This is a genomic window from Ruegeria sp. AP7 (genome assembly GCF_056539905.1).
Genome location: NZ_JBQFVT010000001.1, coordinates 189,307 through 211,245 on the forward strand (window position 1 = coordinate 189,307; position 21,939 = coordinate 211,245).

At 58.0% G+C, this 21,939-nt stretch carries 20 protein-coding genes and 1 riboswitch; of the genes, 12 read left to right on the forward strand and 8 right to left on the reverse strand.

Annotated features, from left to right (window positions below):
• Window positions 1–32 precede the first annotated feature (32 nt).
• Window positions 33–671: a lysoplasmalogenase gene (locus tag ACR0KN_RS00960; RefSeq protein ID WP_480650721.1), complete on the reverse strand. Its 639-nt coding sequence runs from the start codon at window positions 669–671 to the stop codon at window positions 33–35.
• 141 nt (window positions 672–812) lie between these two features.
• Here ACR0KN_RS00960 and ACR0KN_RS00965 point away from each other — a divergent pair, with 141 nt between their 5' ends.
• Window positions 813–1,208 (forward strand): hypothetical protein, encoded by a 396-nt coding sequence (locus tag ACR0KN_RS00965; protein ID WP_480650723.1) that lies wholly within the window; start codon window positions 813–815, stop codon window positions 1,206–1,208.
• A 2-nt stretch (window positions 1,209–1,210) separates the two neighbouring features.
• On the opposite strand, the gene ACR0KN_RS00970 is transcribed toward ACR0KN_RS00965, so the two are convergent.
• On the reverse strand, window positions 1,211–1,858 hold the full coding sequence (locus ACR0KN_RS00970) for a glutathione S-transferase family protein (RefSeq protein ID WP_480650725.1): 648 nt from the start codon (window positions 1,856–1,858) through the stop codon (window positions 1,211–1,213).
• A gap of 3 nt (window positions 1,859–1,861) precedes the next feature.
• Window positions 1,862–3,346, reverse strand: coding sequence for an exodeoxyribonuclease VII large subunit (gene xseA / locus ACR0KN_RS00975; RefSeq protein WP_480650727.1), 1,485 nt, complete (start codon window positions 3,344–3,346; stop codon window positions 1,862–1,864).
• Between the two features lie 74 nt (window positions 3,347–3,420).
• Between xseA and purD the strand changes: the two genes are divergently transcribed.
• Window positions 3,421–4,683 (forward strand): phosphoribosylamine--glycine ligase, encoded by a 1,263-nt coding sequence (gene purD, locus ACR0KN_RS00980; protein WP_480650729.1) that lies wholly within the window; start codon window positions 3,421–3,423, stop codon window positions 4,681–4,683.
• Between the two features lie 106 nt (window positions 4,684–4,789).
• Here the strand turns inward: purD and ACR0KN_RS00985 are convergent, their stop codons facing one another.
• Together ACR0KN_RS00985 and ACR0KN_RS00990 are read right to left on the reverse strand one after the other, a co-directional pair.
• Window positions 4,790–5,494, reverse strand: a complete 705-nt coding sequence (locus tag ACR0KN_RS00985; protein WP_480650731.1) for an FG-GAP repeat domain-containing protein — start codon at window positions 5,492–5,494, stop codon at window positions 4,790–4,792.
• A gap of 17 nt (window positions 5,495–5,511) precedes the next feature.
• The gene (locus ACR0KN_RS00990; RefSeq protein WP_010439247.1) at window positions 5,512–5,835 is read right to left on the reverse strand and encodes a 2Fe-2S iron-sulfur cluster-binding protein; all 324 of its coding nucleotides are present in this window, start codon (window positions 5,833–5,835) and stop codon (window positions 5,512–5,514) included.
• A gap of 505 nt (window positions 5,836–6,340) precedes the next feature.
• On the opposite strand from ACR0KN_RS00990, the gene ACR0KN_RS00995 reads away from it, so the two are divergent.
• On the forward strand, window positions 6,341–6,604 hold the full coding sequence (locus tag ACR0KN_RS00995) for a hypothetical protein (protein ID WP_480650733.1): 264 nt from the start codon (window positions 6,341–6,343) through the stop codon (window positions 6,602–6,604).
• A 154-nt stretch (window positions 6,605–6,758) separates the two neighbouring features.
• On the opposite strand, the gene ACR0KN_RS01000 is transcribed toward ACR0KN_RS00995, so the two are convergent.
• Window positions 6,759–7,448: a glutathione S-transferase N-terminal domain-containing protein gene (locus ACR0KN_RS01000; RefSeq protein WP_480650735.1), complete on the reverse strand. Its 690-nt coding sequence runs from the start codon at window positions 7,446–7,448 to the stop codon at window positions 6,759–6,761.
• A gap of 129 nt (window positions 7,449–7,577) precedes the next feature.
• A riboswitch (SAM riboswitch) is annotated at window positions 7,578–7,655 on the forward strand.
• A 62-nt stretch (window positions 7,656–7,717) separates the two neighbouring features.
• Between ACR0KN_RS01000 and metZ the strand changes: the two genes are divergently transcribed.
• The 5 genes from metZ to ACR0KN_RS01025 all read left to right on the forward strand — a co-directional run bounded on the left by metZ (window position 7,718) and on the right by ACR0KN_RS01025 (window position 14,316).
• A complete protein-coding gene (gene metZ / locus ACR0KN_RS01005) occupies window positions 7,718–8,908 on the forward strand; it encodes an O-succinylhomoserine sulfhydrylase (protein WP_480650737.1) in 1,191 nt (396 codons plus the stop codon).
• Between the two features lie 181 nt (window positions 8,909–9,089).
• On the forward strand, window positions 9,090–10,193 hold the full coding sequence (gene folE2, locus ACR0KN_RS01010) for a GTP cyclohydrolase FolE2 (protein WP_480650739.1): 1,104 nt from the start codon (window positions 9,090–9,092) through the stop codon (window positions 10,191–10,193).
• A 281-nt stretch (window positions 10,194–10,474) separates the two neighbouring features.
• Window positions 10,475–11,242 (forward strand): hypothetical protein, encoded by a 768-nt coding sequence (locus ACR0KN_RS01015; protein WP_480650741.1) that lies wholly within the window; start codon window positions 10,475–10,477, stop codon window positions 11,240–11,242.
• Between the two features lie 51 nt (window positions 11,243–11,293).
• Window positions 11,294–12,742: a TrkH family potassium uptake protein gene (locus ACR0KN_RS01020; protein ID WP_170539017.1), complete on the forward strand. Its 1,449-nt coding sequence runs from the start codon at window positions 11,294–11,296 to the stop codon at window positions 12,740–12,742.
• Entirely contained in the window at window positions 12,742–14,316 is a 1,575-nt protein-coding gene (locus tag ACR0KN_RS01025; protein WP_480650743.1) for a thiamine pyrophosphate-binding protein, read from the forward strand. The genes ACR0KN_RS01020 and ACR0KN_RS01025 overlap by 1 nt, the downstream gene beginning before the upstream one ends.
• A gap of 56 nt (window positions 14,317–14,372) precedes the next feature.
• On the opposite strand, the gene ACR0KN_RS01030 is transcribed toward ACR0KN_RS01025, so the two are convergent.
• Window positions 14,373–16,112 carry a serine protease gene (locus tag ACR0KN_RS01030; RefSeq protein WP_480650745.1) on the reverse strand — a complete coding sequence of 580 codons (1,740 nt, stop codon included), beginning with the start codon at window positions 16,110–16,112 and terminating at the stop codon, window positions 14,373–14,375.
• A gap of 207 nt (window positions 16,113–16,319) precedes the next feature.
• On the opposite strand from ACR0KN_RS01030, the gene ACR0KN_RS01035 reads away from it, so the two are divergent.
• Window positions 16,320–17,249: a glycine--tRNA ligase subunit alpha gene (locus ACR0KN_RS01035; RefSeq protein WP_480650747.1), complete on the forward strand. Its 930-nt coding sequence runs from the start codon at window positions 16,320–16,322 to the stop codon at window positions 17,247–17,249.
• Window positions 17,250–17,257: 8 nt separating this feature from the next.
• Here ACR0KN_RS01035 and ACR0KN_RS01040 read toward each other — a convergent pair whose 3' ends face one another.
• On the reverse strand, window positions 17,258–17,890 hold the full coding sequence (locus ACR0KN_RS01040; RefSeq protein WP_170539025.1) for a MarC family protein: 633 nt from the start codon (window positions 17,888–17,890) through the stop codon (window positions 17,258–17,260).
• Between the two features lie 78 nt (window positions 17,891–17,968).
• Here ACR0KN_RS01040 and ACR0KN_RS01045 point away from each other — a divergent pair, with 78 nt between their 5' ends.
• From ACR0KN_RS01045 to glyS, 3 genes are read left to right on the forward strand one after another with little or no spacing between them, the layout of a single operon-like run.
• Complete coding sequence (locus ACR0KN_RS01045) at window positions 17,969–18,490, forward strand: DUF6446 family protein (RefSeq protein WP_170770379.1); 522 nt, start codon at window positions 17,969–17,971, stop codon at window positions 18,488–18,490.
• Window positions 18,466–19,704: a sodium/glutamate symporter gene (gene gltS / locus ACR0KN_RS01050; protein WP_480603711.1), complete on the forward strand. Its 1,239-nt coding sequence runs from the start codon at window positions 18,466–18,468 to the stop codon at window positions 19,702–19,704. Before ACR0KN_RS01045 ends, gltS begins: the two co-directional genes overlap by 25 nt.
• Before the next feature lie 9 nt (window positions 19,705–19,713).
• Complete coding sequence (gene glyS / locus ACR0KN_RS01055; RefSeq protein WP_480650750.1) at window positions 19,714–21,933, forward strand: glycine--tRNA ligase subunit beta; 2,220 nt, start codon at window positions 19,714–19,716, stop codon at window positions 21,931–21,933.
• Window positions 21,934–21,939 lie beyond the last annotated feature (6 nt).

Genomic DNA, 21,939 nt, shown 5'->3' on the forward strand with positions numbered 1-21,939 from the left:
ACCTAATGCGGATTGAAGGCAGTTGCAAAGGGTCAGGTGAAGGTGATCAGAAACCCGGCCTGCGCCCCCCAATAGAGCGGCCAGACCAGATAGGGCGTAAGCTTCAGGGCCGGGTGCTTGGCGGGCAGCAGAAACTTTTCAGTCGCAAGGGTCAGGTCCGAGGCGATGAAGGCCATAGCGGCGGGCAAGGCCCAGCGTATTACACCAGTATCAGGAAGGGACAGAACGGTTATGCCCATGCCTAGGATGATCGGGATATAGGCAAGGACGGGGATCCTGAGGTCACCGGCGCGTGGGGCGAGCAGAGTTGCCATTATGATGCCCAGTATGATCAGGGACCAGAAGATCGCGGGGTGATCGAAGATCAACGCAGTGTTGCTGAGGGGGTGGCTCAGGAACAGGGCGATATAGGCCAGATGGCCAGCCGCAAATGCACCGATGCCTGCCATGAATGTGCTGTCGGTTTCGCGTGACAGAAGGGCATCCCCGATGGCGCAGAGGGTGAGTGCGAGGATCAGAAGCCATGGTGCATTTGCCAGTAGGGCGATTCCGGCCAGCAGGGCGACCGACGCTGTTTTCAGCGTGCTGCGCAGGGCGCTGGCAGGGCGCGGGGTTAGTGGCAGGTAGGCCAGCGCGCAGGCCCCCGCGATCCAAAACAGAAGTGTCGTCATGGTGCATCCCCGATGTTTTTGAGGCAATCATCGCCATGATCACCGCGGTGCATCAAGGCGTGACGTTGAGTTATCTTGCCGATTTGGCAGAGCCGGAAAGGTTGAATGGTACTCGGGAGCAGCATCTGACAGACTGAAGACATGTTCAGAGCTATTATGATTCTGCTGACCTTCGTGGCGCATTCCGTTGCGGCGCAGTCGCCTCTGACTGCGACTGAGTTCGATGCGTATACCCGTGGGAAGACGTTGTTTTACGGGTTCGGTGGGCAAGCCTATGGGGTCGAGCGGTATCTTCCTAATCGTCGTGTGATCTGGTCATTTCTGGATGGCAAATGCATGGAAGGGGTCTGGTACGAGCAGGAAGATCAGATCTGCTTTATCTATGAGGATAAGCTGGCGCCGCAATGCTGGGTGTTCACGGAGTTCGGCGGCGGGCTGATCGCGCAATTCGAAGGTGATCCGACTGCGACGGAGCTGTACGAGGCTGAGGATATTGGCGAAGAGATGCTGTGCTACGGGCCGGAGGTCGGGGTCTGATGTCAAGCGTCGGGTGGCCTTAGCTCTTCGTAGCCAATCATGACATGTCTTTTATATGCAGGTCTTTCGGTTAACGTGTCGTAGTATCTGCTAAGATGCGGGAGCGTCGCGCGGTTTATTTCGATATCGTAGTAGCGGTAGAGCACGTGGCCGAATTGGATATCGGCCAATGTGAACGTATCGCCCGCCAGATAGGGTGAGTCGGCAAGCAGAGTATCCGCTATGGTGAGCTTGAACTCCAGATCGATGACAGCCTGTCGGATTGTCTGATCGTCCCGCTGTTTTGCAGGGGTGCGAACCACTTGCCAGAATACCGGGACGGTAAACGCCATTGCGACGTTTAGTTTTGCCCATTCCGCCCATTTGTCGATCTGTGCGCGCTGAATGGGATCTGATGGCCAGAAAGTTTCGTTCCCATATCTGGTAGCAAGATACCGCAGGATGGCACCGGTCTCCCAGAGCGGTGCGCCGTCACCATCTGTTAGAACCGGAATGGTTCGGTTTGGGTTCAGGGCCTGAAACGCCGCGCTGTCCAATCCGCCAAAGCGATGACCCAGATCGTGGCGCTGGAACTCCAGATCGAGTTCACCGACACACCACATGAGCGCCTGAACATTGGATGATGTTTTACGGCCCCAGATCGTCAGCATGGATCAGAACAACGATCCCTGATCAGGCGGTGCCTGTTTGGGTTTTTTGGTCGATGCTTTGCCCTGTGTTCCGGTTTGGAGGCGACCATCGGCGAACTCGATCTCAAGTGCCGTGTGACCGGCGGCCTGTGCTTTGGTTGTGATGACTTCCCCGTCGGCGCGCACGACGGCGTAGCCACGCCCGAGCGTCGCCTTGTAGCTCAGCGTTTCGCGCAGGCGGTCGGTGGCCTCCATTTGCTGGCGTAGGCGGTCCAGTCGCGTGGATTGCGCGGCGTTCAGGCGATCGCTCAGTCGGTTGAGGGTATCGCGCCGTGTTTCCAGCTCGCGCTGGATCGGGCGCAGAGACAAGCGCGAAGACAGATTGCGCCAGCGGTCTCGGCGGGTTTCGACGAAACTGCGCAGGGTCGAGGGGCGCAGACGGGCCGCGCTATCGAGCAGTTTGACGCGACGGTTCTGAACACCCCGGATCAGCGCGTTGGGCAGGCGTTCGGATATCTGGTCGAGCCTTTGGCGCGGGCTTTCCAGCAGCGTATCGGGGCGGGGCAGGGCTCGAGACAGGTCGCGAAGACGCTGGCTGCGGCGTTGCACGGCATCTGTGGAGGCGCGCGAAAGGCGGGCGCCTTGTTCTCCGGTCCACGCCAGCAGTTCCATGCGGACCGGTACGGCAAGTTCGGCAGCGGCGGTTGGCGTGGGCGCGCGGCGGTCCGAGACATAGTCGATCAGGGTGGTGTCGGTCTCGTGCCCCACGGCCGAGATCAACGGGATTTCTGACGCTGCAGTCGCGCGCGCGACGCTTTCTTCGTTGAAGCCCCAGAGGTCCTCGATTGATCCGCCCCCGCGCGCGACGATAATCAGGTCTGGTCGCGGGAGGGCCCCGCCCGGTGTGAGTTGATTGAAGCCTTCGATGGCGCGGGTCACTTCAGGGGCGCAGTTTGCCCCCTGAACCGCGACGGGCCAGATCAGAACTTTGCGCGGGAAACGATCGCGCAGCCGATGCAAGATGTCTCGGATCACCGCACCGGAGGGCGAAGTGACGACGCCGATGATTTGCGGCAGGTAGGGCAGCGGTTTCTTGCGTTCGGGCGCAAACAGGCCTTCGGCTTCGAGCTGTTTCTTGCGCTTTTCCAGCAATGCCATTAGTGCGCCTTGGCCGGCGACGGCAACCTCATCGACGTTCAGATTGTATTTCGACTGGGCTCCGAAAGCTGTGAGACGTCCGGTGACGACAACTTCAAGACCTTCCTCGGGAACAACCGACAAACCTGATATCTGCCCTTTCCACGTGGTGCAGGCCAGAACATTCCGGTCGTCCTTAATGTCGTAATAGAGATGCCCCGAGCGCGCCTTGAACACCCGCCCGACCTCGCCGCGTACACGGATTCGGCCAAACGTGCCTTCGAGCGTGCGCTTCACCTCACCCGAGATGTCCGAGACGGTGTATTCGGGGGTGTTTTGGCCCGGAAACGGGTCATCAAGCAGGTCGGACATTTCAGCGCCTTGTGTCAAATCTCTGCGCAGCTTAGAACGCCGCGCAGGCAAGGCCAAGCAGATCGGAGCGTTTCATGAATATCCTCATTCTCGGCAGCGGCGGGCGCGAACACAGCCTTGCCTGGGCGGTGATGCAGAACCCTAAATGTGATCGCCTGATTGTGGCGCCGGGCAACGCCGGGATCGCGCAGATCGCAGATTGTGCTGCGCTGGATATCGAAAATGGCGGGGCAGTGGTTAGCTTTGCCGAGGAAAACGCGATTGATTTCGTAATTGTCGGCCCTGAGGCTCCTTTGGCGACGGGGGTTGCTGATCGGTTGCGTGAAGCAGGCGTTCTGGTCTTTGGTCCGTCAGCCGAAGCGGCGCGGTTGGAGGCCTCAAAAAGTTTCACCAAGGAAATCTGTGACGCATCTGGCGCGCCGACAGCGGGTTATGCCCGGTTCACGGAAGCAGAACCAGCCAAGGCTTATATCCGCGCGCAGGGTGCCCCGATCGTGGTCAAGGCCGATGGTCTGGCTGCCGGGAAGGGCGTGATCGTTGCAATGGATGAGCAAACCGCGCTGGACGCCATTGATGACATGTTCGGCGGTGCCTTCGGTGGCGCGGGGGCTGAAGTTGTGATCGAAGAATTCATGGAGGGCGAGGAGGCTTCGCTTTTCGTTCTCTGTGATGGTGAGGATATCCTGTCGATTGGCACGGCTCAGGATCACAAGCGTGTGGGCGAGGGGGATACCGGACTGAACACCGGCGGCATGGGTGCGTATTCTCCGGCCCCGGTTTTGAGTGCCGAGATTGAGGCCCGTGCGATGGATCAGATCGTGCGCCCAACCGTGGCTGAGATGATGCGGCGGGGGACGCCATTTCAGGGTGTGCTTTATGCAGGGCTGATGATCAAGGATGGTCAGCCCAAGCTGGTGGAATACAACGTGCGTTTTGGCGATCCGGAATGTCAGGTATTGATGATGCGGCTGGGCGCGCAGGCGATGGATCTGATGCACGCTGCGGCCGAAGGGCGGCTGGGTAAGACGCGCGTGAACTGGGCCGAGGACCACGCGATCACCGTCGTGATGGCCGCAAAAGGATATCCCGGCACCTACGAGAAAGGCACTGCAATCAAGGGATTGGAGGACCTGCCCGAGGACAGCCGGAACATGGTCTTCCATGCGGGTACTAAGGTGGCTGAGGGGCAGGTTCAGGCAACAGGCGGTCGGGTTCTTAACGTGACCGCACGCGGGGAAACACTGCAAGAGGCGCGGGACCGGGCCTATGCGATGGTAGAAGGCGTGGATTGGCCCGAAGGCTTCTATCGCCGTGATATCGGTTGGCGCGCACTGTGATCTGCTTGCCGGGCTATGCCCGACTTCATTGATTGCGAGTAGGGGGCATTGCCCACTCGGCCTTTGGCCTCACCCCCAGGATATTTATGGCCAGATGAAAACGGGATCAGCACTTTAGCGCTGCGGTCAAGTCATCGCGTTTATTGAGCGGGCCGAGATCAGCGGTTTGCCAGCCGTTTTGGTATGAGACGCTGATGATGCGCGTCCAGTTCGCGTTTGCAACGATTAACTCTGGGGCACCGTCGCATTGACGTAGGCCGCCCGAGATAAAGTCCTCTCCGATTTTGTGATTGGTGAGGCTGGGGATCGACTGGATTTCGGTCAGGACGCCGTTTTCAAAGCGCCAGATGCGCAGGGTTTTAGCGAGGTGTGGGCGGTCGACATAGGCGATCTCGATATTGCCGTCACCATCGAGGTCGGCGGCACCGATAGGGGCAAGCCAGCGATTCCGGGTTCCGATATAGGGGGTGGCGGCGATCAGACCGCCGCCGTTGTAGATTGCGAGCCGGGCACCTTTGTCACGATGGCTTTCAACCACAAGCGCTTCGCGACGGCCGTCATTGTCTATGTCGACAAGACGCGGCCTAATATCTTCAAAGACCCGTTCCATGGGCAGGCGGATTGTGTATCGCGCCGAATTGGGTGCGTATTGCAATACAAGCGCGCCGTATTCGATCTGATCACCGAGCACGCCGTGCGGGTATCGAGCGGTGGGTTCGGCGTATTCCGCCGATTCCAATGGCTCATACTGCCATGGTTGCTGTGACTGAGCTTTGATCGGACAAATCCCCAGCGCGATTGCTAGGGCCATGACCGACCAGGAAGGCATCAGATTTGTTTTTCGGGCATCTGGACAACCAGCCCGTCCAGCGCATCGGTGACCTTGATCTGGCAGGTCAGGCGCGAGCGCTCAGTGTCGGGCTCATAGGCAAAGTCCAGCATGTCTTCTTCCATGTCGTCCTTGGCTGGGATTTTCTCGACCCAGTCAGGGTGAACATAGACATGGCAGGTCGAGCAGGCGCAGGCGCCACCGCAATCGGCCTCAATGCCGGGAATATTGTTGTCACGGGCCCCTTCCATGACTGTCAGTCCGTTGGCGACCTCGACTGTATGTTCGGTACCGCCATGCTCGACATAGGTGATCTTTGCCATTGCGTGCGTCTTCCTTTTTCGGTTGTCGAATTCTTCCTTAGTGAAGCGAGTTAAGTCTTTCCAGTGGGAATTGCGACTCTGCATGTCGAGCGTGGAGATTCGCTACATTTATTCCGGTTTCTGTCAGAGATACGAGATTTCGAAGCACAGCAAATTCAGGACTGTGAACAGGACGCAAATTTAGTGGACAATCCAGAAGCGGGTGAAGAGGAGCATGTAGCCGCAAATCTCCAAGGAGCGTTGGAAGTGGCGGTGCGGATTGGCGCTCAAAACTGCCGTTGGGATGAAGACGGCTTAGGTGTTATAGAACTTCGAATGCGCTAAACCCTTTTTGCGGCGCTGAGCCAATATTGGTCCACTAGCGCAGCTGGCGCGTATCTTTTGTACTACCACTCACGGCGGCCCGCGTTGTCGGCCCATACCTTTACTCATCGGCAGCGCGGGTTCCAGATACGCCCATGCGTTTCCCGTGAGCTCTAGTAATATAGGTAATGGGAGTAGAAAAATGACTAATATATCGAATGTTAAATCGACGTGGGATTCAGTAATGAATGAAACTAAGAATCCTTTGAAAAATCAGTCCCTTCCCACTGCCCATTTGCTTATGCAAATGCTGGCCTGGATGTGGAGCGCTATCTTTTCGCTCATGGTAGGCAGCTATTTTGTTTTTGGCCTAACGGCTGCAGCTCACACAATGCTAATAGCCGGTCTTTTCATAACTTTGCTGGTGTTCCAAAAGTCTGAAGCAGCTAGTCCTGATCTACAGTAAACCGCAAGGCTCATGACATACCCGGATTGGGGGCAACTTAGTGGCGTTTTGTGCTGTCAACAGAAAGGCGCAAAACTTCCTTCTTCGTTCTGAGCTCTTTTTGCCAGACGATTTAGGCAGCCTTTGGTTTCAAAGCGGCCGCAGTCAACAAACCTTATCGTTTGAACAAAAAGCCCTGAGCTGACCTGCCCCGATGATCCCCACGCAGCTCGGCATGCAGCGCGCGACCGGCCTGAACGCCGGGGCGGGCGCTCATCATCTCCAGCCAGCGTGTGAAGTGCGGTTTGTCCTCCAGTACCTGCTGCTGACCCTCCCACAAGCTCGCCCAGCCCCAGATCGACATGTCGGCGATCGAGTAGAAATCGCCCGCAACAAATTCATTTTCGGCCAGACGCCTGTCCAGAACGCCGTATAGACGCCCGACCTCAATGCGGTAACGATCTTTTGGATAGGGTAGGTCCTGCGGTGGGTCCAGTTGAGGGGCGTATTTCAGGAAGTGATGCGCCTGTCCGGCCATGGGGCCGACGCCACCCATTTGCCACATCAGCCATTCTTCGACGGCGATCCGGTCACGCTCGGTTTTGCCGTAGAACCGCCCAGTCTTGCGGGCGAGATACATCAGGATTGCACCGCTTTCAAAGACGGATACCGGTGCACCGTCAGGGCCGTCCGGGTCGACGATAGCAGGCATTCGGTTGTTGGGTGAGATCTTCAGGAATTCGGGGTCGAACTGGTCGCCTTTGCCGATGTTGATCAGGTGGGTTTTGTAGGGCAGTTCCATCTCTTCCAGCGCGATGGACACCTTCCAGCCGTTGGGCGTGGGCCAGAAATACAGATCGATCATGGGGCCTCCTCAGGTTGAAGCGATGATGAAGCTTTTTGAGCAAACGGCAAGAGCGCGCTCGGGCCATTTACGAAAGCGTGACCCGAAGCGGGACGGGCTTGACGAGGCCTGGGACGGGGCGTAAACGCATGCCTACCACGTGGCGATTTGTTACCGGATTGCGGGCCACGCTAAACAACACCGCTAAAAGGTCAGGATGAAAGACCCCTTTCGCTTGGCCGCGTCTGGGGTTTTTTGTTTGCCTCCCAAGCGGGGCTGAAAGGAATGAGATGAGCGAGAGCTGGAACAAACGCACCCAAGCCGTCCATGGCGGCATCCGTCGCAGTCAGTACAATGAGGTTTCCGAGGCGATCTTTCTGACCCAAGGGTTTGTCTACGATAACGCTGAGCAGGCCGAGGCCCGATTTATCGAAAGCGGCCCGGATGAGTTCATCTATGCCCGCTACGGCAACCCCACTGTTTCGATGTTCGAGCAACGTATAGCGGCTTTGGAAGGCGGCGAAGATGCGTTTGCCACCGCCTCGGGCATGGCGGCTGTGAACGGTGCGCTGACTTCGATGTTGAAAGCTGGCGACCATGTGGTTTCAGCCAAAGCTCTGTTTGGGTCCTGCCTGTATATCCTTGAAAACATCCTGACACGGTTTGGTGTTGAGGTGACGTTTGTGGACGGTACCGATCTGGCCGCATGGGAGGCCGCGCTCAGACCTGACACCAAGGCGGTATTCTTCGAATCCATGTCGAACCCGACGCTTGAGGTGATCGATATCGCCGGTGTGTCGAAACTGGCCCACGCGGTTGGTGCCGTTGTAATCGTAGACAACGTATTCTCGACGCCGGTGTTCTCGCGTGCGATTGAGCAGGGCGCGGATGTGGTTGTCTATTCGGCAACCAAGCATATTGACGGGCAGGGCCGCGCGCTGGGCGGTGTGATCATCGGCACCAAGGATTTCATCCGTGGCACGGTCGAACCCTACATGAAACACACCGGCGGTGCACTTAGTCCGTTTAACGCCTGGATCATGGTCAAAGGTCTTGAAACCATGGCGCTGCGCGTGAATGCGCAGGCAGACAGCGCCCAGAAGATTGCTGAGGCGCTTGAAGGGCATCCCGCACTAGAGAGGACACTGTTCCCCGGCCTTAAGACGCACCCGCAGAACGCATTGGTGCAGGATCAGTTGGGCGGCAAAGGCGGCACGGTTCTATCGCTGGATATCAAGGGCGGCAAAGCCGCAGCGTTTGCGTTCCTGAATGCGCTCACGATCCCGGTGATCTCGAACAATTTGGGTGACGCCAAGTCGATCGCGACGCACCCGGCCACCACCACGCATCAGCGCCTGAGCGAAGAACAACGCGATGAGTTGGGAATTACGCCGGGCCTGATCCGCCTGTCGGTCGGGCTTGAGGATGCCGGGGATCTGCTGGCGGATATCCAGCGCGCGCTGGAGGTATCTCAGGGCTAGCGCCGCGCCGGGAATTCATGGTCAGGCGGGTGTGAACCGCCTGATCCGGCGCTTTTGGTTGTAATGTGACGATTTCTCGCCTCGAATTTCGATCCGGGCTGCTATCCCGCGCGTATCGTTCAGGACTGGTAATTAAACCTCGGTGGTATATAACCGTCGGCCTAGCAAGGGATCCGTGCCAATGAACATTCATCCGCGCGACATCAACGAGACACCCGATCACGATCAGGCCGCCGCAGCGCTAAAGGTACTGCGGGAATGGGCGAAATCGGCCTCGGCGGCCGAAATCAGCCAGCTTGATCCGGCGGTGGCGCAGCTTGTTCCGGGGCTATCTCAGGCGGAATATCCTGCTTTGTCGCGCGACTATCCCGAAAGCTTTGAGGCAGATGTAGACTACAGGGCCACCTTGCCCGATTTGCAGAACGGGCCGTCCAGCCTGATCCGGGGGTCGAAGCAGCAGATCCAGCATGTCGGCATCTCGAATTTTCGCCTGCCGATCCGGTTCCACCGCAAAAGCGGCGCCGAGCTGACACTTGAGACCTCGGTCACGGGATCTGTCAGCCTTGAGGCCGAAAAGAAGGGCATCAACATGTCCCGGATCATGCGGTCTTTCTACAAGCACGCCGAGCGCACCTTTAGTTTTGAGGTGATGGAGGCAGCGCTGAACGACTATCTGTCCGATCTGGACAGTTTGGATGCGCGGATTCAGATGCGGTTTTCCTATCCCGACCGGATCGAGAGCCTGCGTTCGGGATTGTCCGGTTACCAGTATTACGACATCGCGCTGGAACTGGTTGATCGGGGCGGAGAGCGTCTAAAGATCATGCATCTCGACTATGTCTATTCGTCCACATGCCCCTGTTCACTGGAACTTAGCGAACACGCACGCGCCACACGTGGGCAGTTGGCAACGCCGCACTCGCAGCGCTCGGTCGCGCGGATTTCGGTCGTGGTTGATTGCAACGCCGATTGCCTGTGGTTCGAGGACCTGATCGCGCTCTGCCGTCGCGCGGTGCCGACCGAAACGCAGGTGATGGTCAAGCGCGAAGATGAACAGGCCTTTGCTGAGCTGAATGCGGCCAATCCCATTTTCGTCGAAGATGCGGCGCGTCTGTTCTGCGCCGAGTTGCAGGCCGATCATCACGTCGGCGATTTCCGCGTGATTGCCAGCCATCAGGAAAGCCTGCACAGCCATGATGCGGTATCGATTCTGACCGAAGGTCCAACCTTCGAAACGGCCAGCCTGGACCCGCGTTTGTTCACGACGATGTTTCATGTGGGCTGATTGACCCCAGGGAAGCTGCTGGAAAAACAATCAAAAATCCCGCATGGGCGCTTTTTTGCCGCAACGCAGCAAATAATGCTGCATCTGCACCTCAATTTGCGATAGGTTGCCCCTGAGTGCAGCTGCTGCACCTCCGCAAAATCCGGATGGTGCAGCCCGAAAGGAAGCCGGGACGTGCAACGCCTTGGACCGCCAACCTGCAAATCCGCCCGGACGATTGGGGCGGGTGGGGTCTTTTACTCATTTTCCCGCTGCCTCGGTTTTATCAGGAGAGACATGCAATGAATCCGATTACTCAACCGCTTGAGTTTCAGGCAGCGGCCATCCGGATGGCCGGTTACGCAATGGCCAGTCAGATTGAGATCATGCAGATCATGACCCGCGCGGCTTTTGATCTGCCGATGACATCTCTGCACGGACTGAAGACAGTCGAGGAACCCGCACCGGTTGCCCGCAAAGCGGCGACACCAGCAACACGAAAGCCAGTCAGGCCGGCTGCTAAAACCAAGGTTGCAGCAAAGCATAAAGCCGAGCCGAAAACCAAAGCGGCACCTAAGCCAAAGGCGGCGGCTAAGTCTGCGGTGGTACCCGTGCCGAAAGCGGCGGCTCCTAAGGTTGCGGCCGCTGCTCCTATGGCGACCCCTGCGGCCAAACCGGCTGTGAAAGCAGCACCGGCCAAGTCCAAGGTGCCTGCGAAACCCGCCTCGAAAGCGGCCAAGCCAGTATCAATGGCGGCCAAGCCGGTTGCGGAGTTCAAATCCTCCGCACAGGCCAAGGCACAACCGGTTGCGGCAGCGCCGAAAGCAACGGCAAACACGGCAAAAGCTGCGCCTAAGGCACCTGCGGCAGCTAAGCCTGCCCCCGCAAAACCCGCCCCGGCAAAAGCTGCGCCTCAGGCCACTGTGGCTCCGAAACCTGCCGCTGCAAAGCCTGCGCCGCAGAAACCCGCAGCTGCATCGGCTGAGCAGGTCAAACCAACACCGCGCCGTGCTCGCGCCCCGTCGAAGCCACCCGCGATGCCGGGCTCTGAGGCAAAATCCGACAGTTAACGCCGCCCATCTGCTTGACACCGTCGGGTTGGCGCGCCAACGCTGCCCGTCATGATGGATCTTCGCCCGGTCGGATATGTGATTGGCCTGCTGGTCGCCATTCTAGGGGCGACCATGCTGCTGCCCATGCTTGTCGACATGATCGAGGGGCGGGGCGAGTGGCATGTTTTCTTTGAAAGCGCGGTCATCACGCTGTTGACTGGCAGTGTTCTTGCGATGAGTTGTTCGAACGGGGTGGGGGAAGGTCTGACCATCCGTCAGACCTTTTTGTTGACATCGGGTGTCTGGGTCGCACTGCCGGTTTTTGGCGCCATACCCTTTGTGTTCGGCGAGACCGAGCTCCGCTTTGTTGATGCTTATTTCGAGGCGATGTCGGGGCTGACCACCACCGGGTCGACTGTGATCTCGGGGCTGGATGATCTGCCACGTGGCCTGTTGTTGTGGCGGGGGGTCCTGCAATGGCTTGGTGGCATTGGCATCATCGTTGTCGCAATGGTGTTCCTGCCCGAACTGCGCGTAGGCGGAATGCAGATCTTCCGCTCGGAAGGATTTGAAACTATGGGGAAGATCCTTCCTCGTGCGCAAGAAATTGCAGGTCAGATTTCCTTGATATATGTCGTTCTCACAGCGGTCTGCATCCTCGTATATGCCGGTCTTGGGATGAGTTTCTTTGACGCTCTGGTCCATGCGCTGACCACGATTTCCACCGGCGGGTTCTCCAACTATGATGCATCATTCGGGACTTTTTCGGGACCTGCTGAATACGCCGCCGCCGTTTTCATGATCCTCGCGGCCTTGCCATTCGTACGCTATGTCCAATTTGCCAACGGCAATACGAGTTCGCTTTGGCAAGACAGTCAGATCAGGGCATTTCTGGCAACGATTGCGGTTCTTGTGGTTCTCATGTCGATATTCCTGACATCGGTCTTTCCACACCATTGGGAACAAGCGTTCCGCGAGTCGCTGTTCAATATCACTTCGATCATCTCGGGTACCGGCTATGCCAGCGTTGATTATATGGGCTGGGGCAGCTTCCCGATCATGCTGTTCTTCCTGATCGGCCTAATTGGCGGTTGTGCGGGTTCTACCGCATGTTCGATCAAGGTGTTCCGCTATCAGTTGCTGTTTGCCTCGATCAAAACGCAGATCAGCCGCATCCGGTCTCCGCATGGTGTGTTCGTGCCGCGATATGACGGGCGACCCATCGGGCGTGATGTTCTGACCTCGGTCATGAGCTATTTTATGTTCTTCGCACTTTCGATGGGGGTGCTGTCCTGGGCTCTGGCACTGACTGGACTGGACTTTATCACCTCGGTTTCGGGTGCCGCAACTGCACTGGCCAATGTGGGTCCTGGGTTGGGCGATCAGATCGGCCCTGCAGGAAACTTTGCCGGGCTCAACGACAGCGCGAAATGGATGCTGATTGTAGGTATGTTGGTTGGGCGGCTAGAACTGCTTGCCGTTTACGCAATATTTACTGTTCAATTCTGGAGAGACTAATGAAGCGACCGCTTGGTGCGCAGATATCGCACATGTTGAAAGATCGCGGCGTTGATGTGATTTTTGGAATTCCCGGCGTTCATAATCAAGAAATGTACCGTGGTATCGAAGAAGCTGGCATAACGCATGTACTGGCGCGCCACGAACAAGGCGCTGGGTTCATGGCTGATGGATACGCGCGCGCCTCTGGCAAGCCTGGTGTGGCTTATGTGATCACCGGTCCTGGCCTGTGCAACATCATGACGCCAATGGGCCAGGCCTATTCGGATTCAGTTCCAATGCTGGTGTTGTCCTCTTGCCTTGACGATGTTCAGTCACGGCGTGGACAGTTGCACCAGATGAAAGATCAACGCGGCGCAGCGGACACCGTGGCAGACTGGTCCTGCCAGGCAGACGATGCTCAGGCAGCATATCTGTTGGTTGAACGAGCGTTCGAAGATTTTGAGTTGTCGCGACCACGGCCCAAGCATATCCAGATCCCAATTGCTCAGCTGGAAGCTGAAGCTGAGCCGGCACCATTCCCGAACCAACCCGCCTTGCGTACCAAGGCGTTGCCGCCTGATGTCGCTCCTGTTTTGTCTTTGCTCAATATTGCGCAGCGGCCATTGTTCATTCTAGGCGGTGGTAGCCGCTCCAACCTGTGGCGGCAGATTCTGACGGAGCTAGGTGCTGCCTGTTTCACCACATTTGCCGGACGAGGGCTTGTTGGGGCCAACTATCCGCTGGATTTCGGATCGATGTTGCCTCGTCCGGGCAGCGCCGAGGTGATCGCCTCGGCCGATCTTGTTGTTGTTGTCGGGGCAGAGCTGGGAGAGGTTGATTTGTGGCGTGATCGATTGGGCCATTCCGCCCAGCTGGTACGCGTTGATCTCGACCCCGAAGTGTTGTCCGACCACCATAGGGCGACAGTCAAGATTCAGGCTGATGGCGAAAGCTTCGCATATGCGTTGTGGCAATCCGTCGAAAAGGTTCAACCGGCAGGCGGATGGTCCCAGGATGAAGTAAGTGAGGCACGCGCGCGCTGGCGTGCGGAAATCAACGCCGAACTACCGGGCATCGTTCAGGTGTCCGACGCGCTGCGCGAGGCGATGCCGGTCGAGACGATGATCTATTCGGATATGACGCAGTTCGCTTATGTCTCGAAAGAGATCTGGGACATGCATTATCCTTATCACTGGCATCACCCAACTGGGTTCGGCACACTGGGATATGCTCTGCCCGCAGGCATCGGTGGTGCCATGGCGCGACGTGGAAAACCCACAGCGGTGATCGCGGGCGACTATGGTTTCCACTACACGATGCAAGAGCTTGGCGTCGCAGTGGAGTTGGGCCTGCCTCTGCCCATTATTCTGTGGGACAATGGCAAGCTGAAAGCGATCGAAGATTGCATGGTGCGCAGTCAGATCGCGCCCAACGCGGTGATCGCGCGCAATCCGGATTTCTGCAAACTGGCCGAGGCCTTTGGGGCCCGATCGGCAGAACCGGGCAATCTGGATGAGATGCAGGCGGCAGTTCGCCAGGCGTTTACTGCTAACGGCCCAACTCTGATCAGAATTACGCCGGAAATTCTGTGAGGCATGAAAAAAGGCGCTGCACCTCGGTCCAGCGCCTTTTCAGTGATGTCAGATATTCAGTCCCAGCAATGAACTAATACAGTCATTCCACTGGCCCGGCGGCTTAGCTCGTTTGGTGAGATCTGGGTCGAGTTTTGTGCGGTTTGGCCGGAAACACCCGCCTTGTTCAGGACTTCTGTCAGGCGATCGACATTTGCCGCAAGGCTAACCGAGTCGGGCAGGGTGCGTCCCTCAGATGGGGTGGGTAGCAGCATGCCGACCACGTTGCCGCTGTCATCAAAGACCGGCCCGCCCGCATCCCCGGGCTGCGCGGCCAGCGCTAAACGTTTGACGCCATCTTCGCCGTTCAAGCCGCGAAGATCGGCGATCTCGCCAAAGGTCAGGGTGGGGGCACCCAAAGCGCCTTCGTAAGAAAAGCCCGAAACGGCGACCTGAGACTGAATACGGGGTTGGTCTGATTGGAATTCGGCGACGCTGATTGGGGCCAGTGTCTGGCTGGGGCGCAAAACGGAAACGCCAAGATCAGCGTCTTGCCATGCGACCTGAACCTCCTGGCCACCGTCCAGAGTAATGCGGTTACAGCTGTCGGAAGCCTCCGAAACAGTCAGGACTGTCCCGTTGTTATCGGCGTAGAAGCCGGATCGCGACAGTCGCGGTTTGCGGACCTGAAGACCGGAGACCAGATCAATGCGTTGTTCGGCCTCCGCCCCGGCACTGGCATCGAGCACCGCATCCGTTGGGGTGAAGCTAGCACGCATTGAGGCCAGAACGCGGGCGCGTCGCGCTTCATCGCCTTCAGGCCAAACCAGAGTGAATCCCTTGATCTTCCCGTCCTTCAAGGCCGCCTGAGTGTACGAGGTTATTCCCTGGCTGCGCCCCTCTATCGTAAAACTGTTACCGCGTAAGGCGCGTTCGCCATCAAGCGGAACAATCTCAAGCGATTGCATCACTTGATACAGCGCCCGAAGGGTGGCGGGTGAACCTTCCTGGCTGATCAACAGCGCTTGGGCGTCCAAATCCGAGGCGGGTTTAAAATGCGCAAAGGGGGCTTCATAGCGGTCAAATGCTAACACGCCCAGAGGCATGTCCAACTCGATCCCGGCTTGAACGTCGGAATATCGCGCCATGCCGACGCTGATCAGCGGTGCGTTGTAGTCGTCCATCAGCGTCTTGCGCTGCAATGTTGTCAGAACGCCAGTTGCCTCAAACCCGTTGAAGCTTTGCCAATCGCTCATCGAGCGACGGGTACCCTGACCAAACGCACCGTCGATGGTCGAGTTGTAGAACCCGGCCGCCTGCAGCGCAGTCTGCAGGTCCTTGCGTTCCTGAGCCGTCAGCAGGCGTTCACCCTGCAGGGCTCCCGAACGCGTTTCGTCTGCGTCCTGCAAGCTCAAACCAATCGCTGGCTGTTCTGGTTGCTGTTCCGGCTGTACGGGTGCGTTGATCACACCCCGTTCAAGAATGTTGGCTCCAACAGGCCAGAACTGCTGAGCCAGCGCATTGGAAAAAGCGATGAAACTGTCTGACGGTATCTGGCGTTCAGCTCGGTAGACCCGCAATACCTGTTCGGCGTCATCGCGAATATATGGCCCGATTACAATGGCATACCAGCCCGAGTTCAGGCGAAACCCGTTCACATCTGGCAGGGCGTTTGCGTAAGCCTGAGCACGCTCCTGCGCTTCGCGAAGCGAGGGCTGTGCCTCAATCTGGATCCAAACGCCGGCGTCTTGTTGGGCGAAAGCGGCGCGAAGACCGAAGAAGAGAAAGAATGTAATTACCGTAAATACGCGTGTCATTGTCTGCCCGTTTTATGCAGTGTTTTCACTTTGCCGCAGAGTACGCGGAATCGCGACCCGATGGCCATGCCCGGAATACGGGGAATTCTGGGTGTGGCTGCTCAGCGACAGCCAGTGCCGTTTGGCCCGTTGACGCCCATTGGTGGCTTGCATAGGAAGGGCCAAACCCACTGAAACAGGGCGCAAATGGCGTCCAAGGGAAATGTCATGACCGAACCCAAAAGCGCTCCTCGTTCATTTCAGGAGATTATCCTGCGGCTTCAGACCTATTGGGCGTCGAAAGGCTGTGCGATCCTGCAGCCCTATGACATGGAGGTTGGCGCGGGTACGTTCCATCCGGCAACCACCCTGCGTGCTTTGGGGTCCAAGGCTTGGGCCGCGGCCTACGTTCAGCCCTCACGCCGCCCGACGGACGGGCGCTATGGCGAAAACCCAAACCGGTTGCAGCATTACTATCAGTATCAGGTGCTGATCAAACCCAGCCCGCCGGATCTGCAAGAGCTGTATCTGGGCAGCCTTGAGGCGATCGGCATCGACATGGACCTGCATGATATCAGGTTTGTCGAGGATGACTGGGAAAGCCCTACGCTAGGTGCGTGGGGACTGGGTTGGGAAGTTTGGTGTGATGGCATGGAAGTCAGCCAGTTCACCTATTTCCAGCAGGTCGGGGGCCACGACTGCACGCCGGTTTCGGGCGAGTTGACCTATGGGCTGGAGCGTCTGGCGATGTATGTACTGGGCATCGATCACGTGATGGATATGCCGTTCAACGATCCGCAATCACCCAACCCGCTATCTTATGGCGACATCTTCAAGCAGACCGAAGAGGAATACGCCCGCTGGAACTTTGATGTGGCCAATACCGAGGTCCTGCTGCGCCACTTCGAAGAGGCCGAGGCCGAATGCGCGTCCATTCTGGCGCAGGAACATGATGACCCGAAGACGGGCAAGCGCATCATCATGGCGCATCCTGCATACGATCAGTGCATCAAGGCCAGCCACATCTTCAATCTGCTTGACGCGCGAGGCGTGATCTCGGTGACCGAACGGCAGGCCTATATCGGTCGCGTTCGCGCTTTGGCCAAGCAATGCGCCGATGCGTTCGTGCAGACCGAGGCCGCCGGGTTCGAGGTTTGATGCAGCGTCTAGGCCAGACCGGGCAACAACGCCTTCAGGCCGTCTGCGATCATGCTGATTGCGATGGCCGCAAGGATCATGCCCATGAAGCGGCTCATGATCACACGGGCATTGTCCGACAGCCGCTTGGCCAGCGCCGAGGCGTTCCAGAACGTGCCCAGCAGCAAAGCGACCACAAACAGAAATACGCCTGCATAGACAATGGCTTCGACCGGCGTCTTGATATGATGCGTGTAGAGGATCATGGTCGTGATCGTGCCGGGGCCGACCAGTATCGGAAAGGCCAAGGGATAAAAGGCAACCGTTTCGGGGGCCGGGTAGGATTTCTTTTCTCCGTCGGTCCCGTGGTGCGAGCTGCTTTCGTTTCCGTTCAGCATGTTCAGCCCGATCATCAGGACGACAAGGCCACCGGCGACACGCAGGTCATCGACGCTGATGCCGAACAGCCCAAGCACCTGACTGCCAATCGCAGCGAAGGCTCCACCAAGGATCAAGCAGTAGAGCGCGGTTTTCACAGCCACTTTGCGTTGATCCGAAACGGGCAGGTCTTGCGTAACACTCAGGAACACAGGCAGGTTGGTAATCGGATTCATGATCGCGAACAGCGCGCCGAAAAATCCGACGGCAAGGGTGGTTTCCATGCGTGTAGCCTCGTTTCTGCTCGTACTGATTTGAAACCTGTCCTATTTTCTGTGAACTTGAAAGAGGCGGCGTAAACGATGACTGGAAAACTGCTTGCGCTGATTCTTGTGATTTCTGCCGTTCTGGCAGGGGCAGGGATGTATTATCTGCAGGTCTATGGGTTCTATTATGAGGTCGAGCCGCGCCCGGGCCAGGATGTGGTATTGCTGGCACGAGGGGCGGAGGCTCCCGAACCCATCGCATATACTGGTTTCAAGGCCATTGACGCCGACAGCTCTCCGATCCGGTATAGGGCCTGTTTCGAAACTGAGATGATGCCGGATCAGATGGTGGATTTCATCCCTGTCGAGAACCCCGAGCCATTGACTGCGCCGGGATGGTTTGACTGCTACGACGCGGTTGCGCTTGCCGATGCGTTGAAAACAGGGCAGGCGCAGGCCTTCATGGGCGCCAAGAACATCCATTATGGAGTCGATCGGATCGTCGCCATTACACAGGATGGTAAAGGCTACATCTGGCACGCACTAAACAATTGCGGTGAAAAGGCCTATGACGGCACGGTCGTGGGCGAGGAATGCCCACCCAGACCCGAGGGTTGACGCAGATGGGTACGGTTGTTGAAATTCCGGAGTTCCTGACCGCAACGCTGGGCTTTGCGGTTTACCTGTTGGGGGCCGAGATTAACGCCCGCGTTGCGCCCTTGCGCAGCTTCAACATCCCCGAGCCGGTGACCGGGGGCCTTTTGGCCTCGCTGGTGGTGTTGGCTCTGTATCTTGGATTTGGCATTGAGCTGTCATTTGGCTTGACCGCGCGCGATTTCCTACTGGTTCTGTTCTTTGCCGGGATTGGCCTGAACGCCCGCCTGTCCGATCTGATAGCAGGCGGTAAGCCATTGCTATTACTTCTTATTTTGACGCTTCTAACCATCGTTGCGCAAAATGTGATCGGCGCTGCGGGGGCCGTGATGTTCGGATATCCGGCGCAAGCCGGGGTACTGTTCGGGTCTGCTGCGCTGATCGGGGGGCACGGGACCGCGATCGCCTGGGCTCCCGAAGTTGCGGACGCCACTGGTTTGAGTGGCGCAACCGAGTTGGGGGTTGCAGTGGCCACATTGGGCCTGGTGCTGGCCGCCTTGGTCGGTGGGCCGATTGCGCGACTGCTGATCGAAGGGCGCAAGCTCAGCCCCGAACGACCGGGGGAAGAGCATACGGTGGGCCTGCCCAATGAGGTCGACCCGAAGTCCGAGATTGATCATCTGACAATCATGCGCGTGCTTCTGCACCTAAACCTTGCGATCATCTCGGGTTACATCCTGAGTGAGGCGATCACCGCCGCCGGGCTAAAGTTGCCCTTGTTCGTGCCCTGCCTGATCATGGGCATTGTCATTGCAAACCTGCGCTCCGCGCTTGCTCCGAATGCACCGCCGGTGTCGCGTACGCCCTCGCTGGCGCTGATCTCGGAATTTGCGCTGGGGGCGTTTCTGGCGATGTCACTGATGAGCCTGCAACTGTGGACCATCGCTGAGCTGGGCCTTGCGATCGCGGTGATCATGACCGCTCAGACGCTGTTTGCAGTCGTGTTCGTGATGTGGGCACTGTTCCCGCTGATGGGATCAAATTACCGCGCCGCCGTTCTGGCCGCCGGGTTCGGAGGGTTCGCATTGGGTGCGACCCCGACCGCTATCGCGAATATGACCGCCGTAACCAAGCGATATGGCCCGTCGCCTATTGCCTTTATCGTGCTGCCCCTTGTATCCGCATTCTTTGTGGATATCGCCAATGCCATCGTCATCCAGACGATTGTCAATTTCTAAGGACCGACTATGCCCGACCTGCTGATCGAACTGTTCTCCGAAGAGATCCCCGCGCGGATGCAAGCCCGCGCCGGTGAGGATCTAATAAAGCGGATCACGGACGGTTTGGTCGAGGCTGGTTTGACCTATGCCTCTGCCGCTGCACTGACGACGCCGCGTCGCCTGACGCTGGCTATCGAGGGCCTGCTTGCGGAAAGCCCTACGATCCGCGAAGAGCGCAAAGGCCCCAAGGTCGGCGCGCCTGACAAAGCCATTGAAGGTTTTCTGCGCGGCGCTGGTCTGACCCGAGATCAGTTGGAAGAGCGCGACACGCCCAAAGGCGCAGTCTATTTCGCCACCATCGAAAAGGCGGGCCGCCCGGCCGCTGAAATCATCGCCGAGGTGCTGGAAGCTACAATTCGAAACTTCCCATGGCCCAAATCGATGCGTTGGGGGGCCGGATCGATGCGGTGGGTACGGCCTTTGCACTCGATCCTGTGTATCCTGACAGATGAGGCAGGCGCGCAGGTCGTGCCGCTTGAGGTCGAAGGGATCACGTCCGGTGATACGACTGAGGGCCACCGTTTCATGGCTTCGAACCGGTTTTCTGTTACATCCTTCGAGGATTACGCCGCCAAGCTGAAGCGCGCCTTTGTGGTTCTGTCGCCCGAGGAACGTGTCGAGCATATCTGGAACGACGCCCAGAACATGGCCTTTGCCGCCGGTCTGGAAGTGGTCGATGACAAGGGTCTGCTGGCCGAGGTGGCCGGTCTGGTCGAATGGCCCGTTGTACTGATGGGGCAGATTGATGAGGAGTTTCTTGATCTGCCACCCGAGGTGCTGCAGACCTCGATGAAGGAACACCAGAAGTTCTTTTCCGTGAAGAACCCCAAGACGGGGCGGATCGAACGGTTTATCACCGTTGCCAACCGCGAAACCGCCGACAATGGTGCGACCATTCTGGCAGGGAACCAGAAGGTGCTGTCGGCGCGTCTGGCCGATGCGAAATTCTTTTGGGAGAACGATCTGCGCGTTGCCAAGTCGGACATCGCCCAATGGACCCGCGCGCTGGAGAATGTGACCTTCCAAAACAAGCTGGGTACACAGGCCGAGCGGATCGACCGCATCGCCGCACTGGCCCGCGAACTGGCTCCGGTGGTCGGGGCGGATGCCGATCAGGCCGAGAAAGCCGCGCGTTTAGCCAAGGCTGATTTAAACTCCGAAATGGTCTATGAATTCCCTGAACTTCAGGGGCTTATGGGGCGGTATTACATCGAAGCGGCAGGCGAGGTTGCCGCAGTGGCCGCCGTGGCGCAGGAACATTATTCGCCGCTGGGGCCATCGGACGATGTGCCAACCGCGCCGCTGTCGGTGACCGTGGCGCTGGCCGACAAGTTGGACACGCTGACCGGATTCTGGGCGATTGATGAGAAGCCGACTGGCTCGAAAGATCCGTTTGCGTTGCGTCGTTCGGCATTAGGGGTAATTCGACTAATTGTGAATAACGATCTGCGTCTTCGGTTGGACCGTTTCTTCGATAGCCAACTGGTTCGAGCAGAAAGCGCTATCAATGACGCCTTGCCTGAAACGAATGTCCGCGATCTCTTGGAAGAAATCGCAGAACATGGTGTCTTTGGTGCGTCATTCCAGACTGTCAAAGAAAAGCTTGAAGGACTGCCCGCAACAGCATTTCTTGAGCTTGAGAAAAAGGTTCCCGACGCGTCTGACGATCTCCTTTCTTTCTTCCACGACCGCCTCAAAGTCTTCCTCCGAGACGAAGGCATCCGCCATGATGTCATCGACGCCTGTATCGCGATGGAGGGGAATGACGACCTCAACCTGTTGGTCAAACGTGCGCGTGCTCTGAACGCGGTGATTGCGACCGAGGATGGAGAGAACCTCGTGCAGGGGTTCAAGCGGGCCAACAATATCTTGTCTCAGGCGGAAGAGAAGGATGGGGTGGAATACTCCTACGGCGCGGATGTGAAATTTGCCGAAACCGACAGCGAGAAGGCTCTGTTTGCAGCACTCGACGCGGCGGAGGCTAAGATTGATCCTGCGCTGAAGGCGGAAGATTTCCCGGCAGCGATGGCGGCAATGGCCGAACTGCGCGGGCCGGTGGATGCGTTCTTTGAGGATGTGCAGGTCAACACCGACAATGACATCCTGCGTCGCAACCGTCTGAACCTGCTGAGCCAGATCCGCAAGGTCTGCTCCAGCGTCGCTGATCTGACCCGTATCGAGGGATAACGCCCT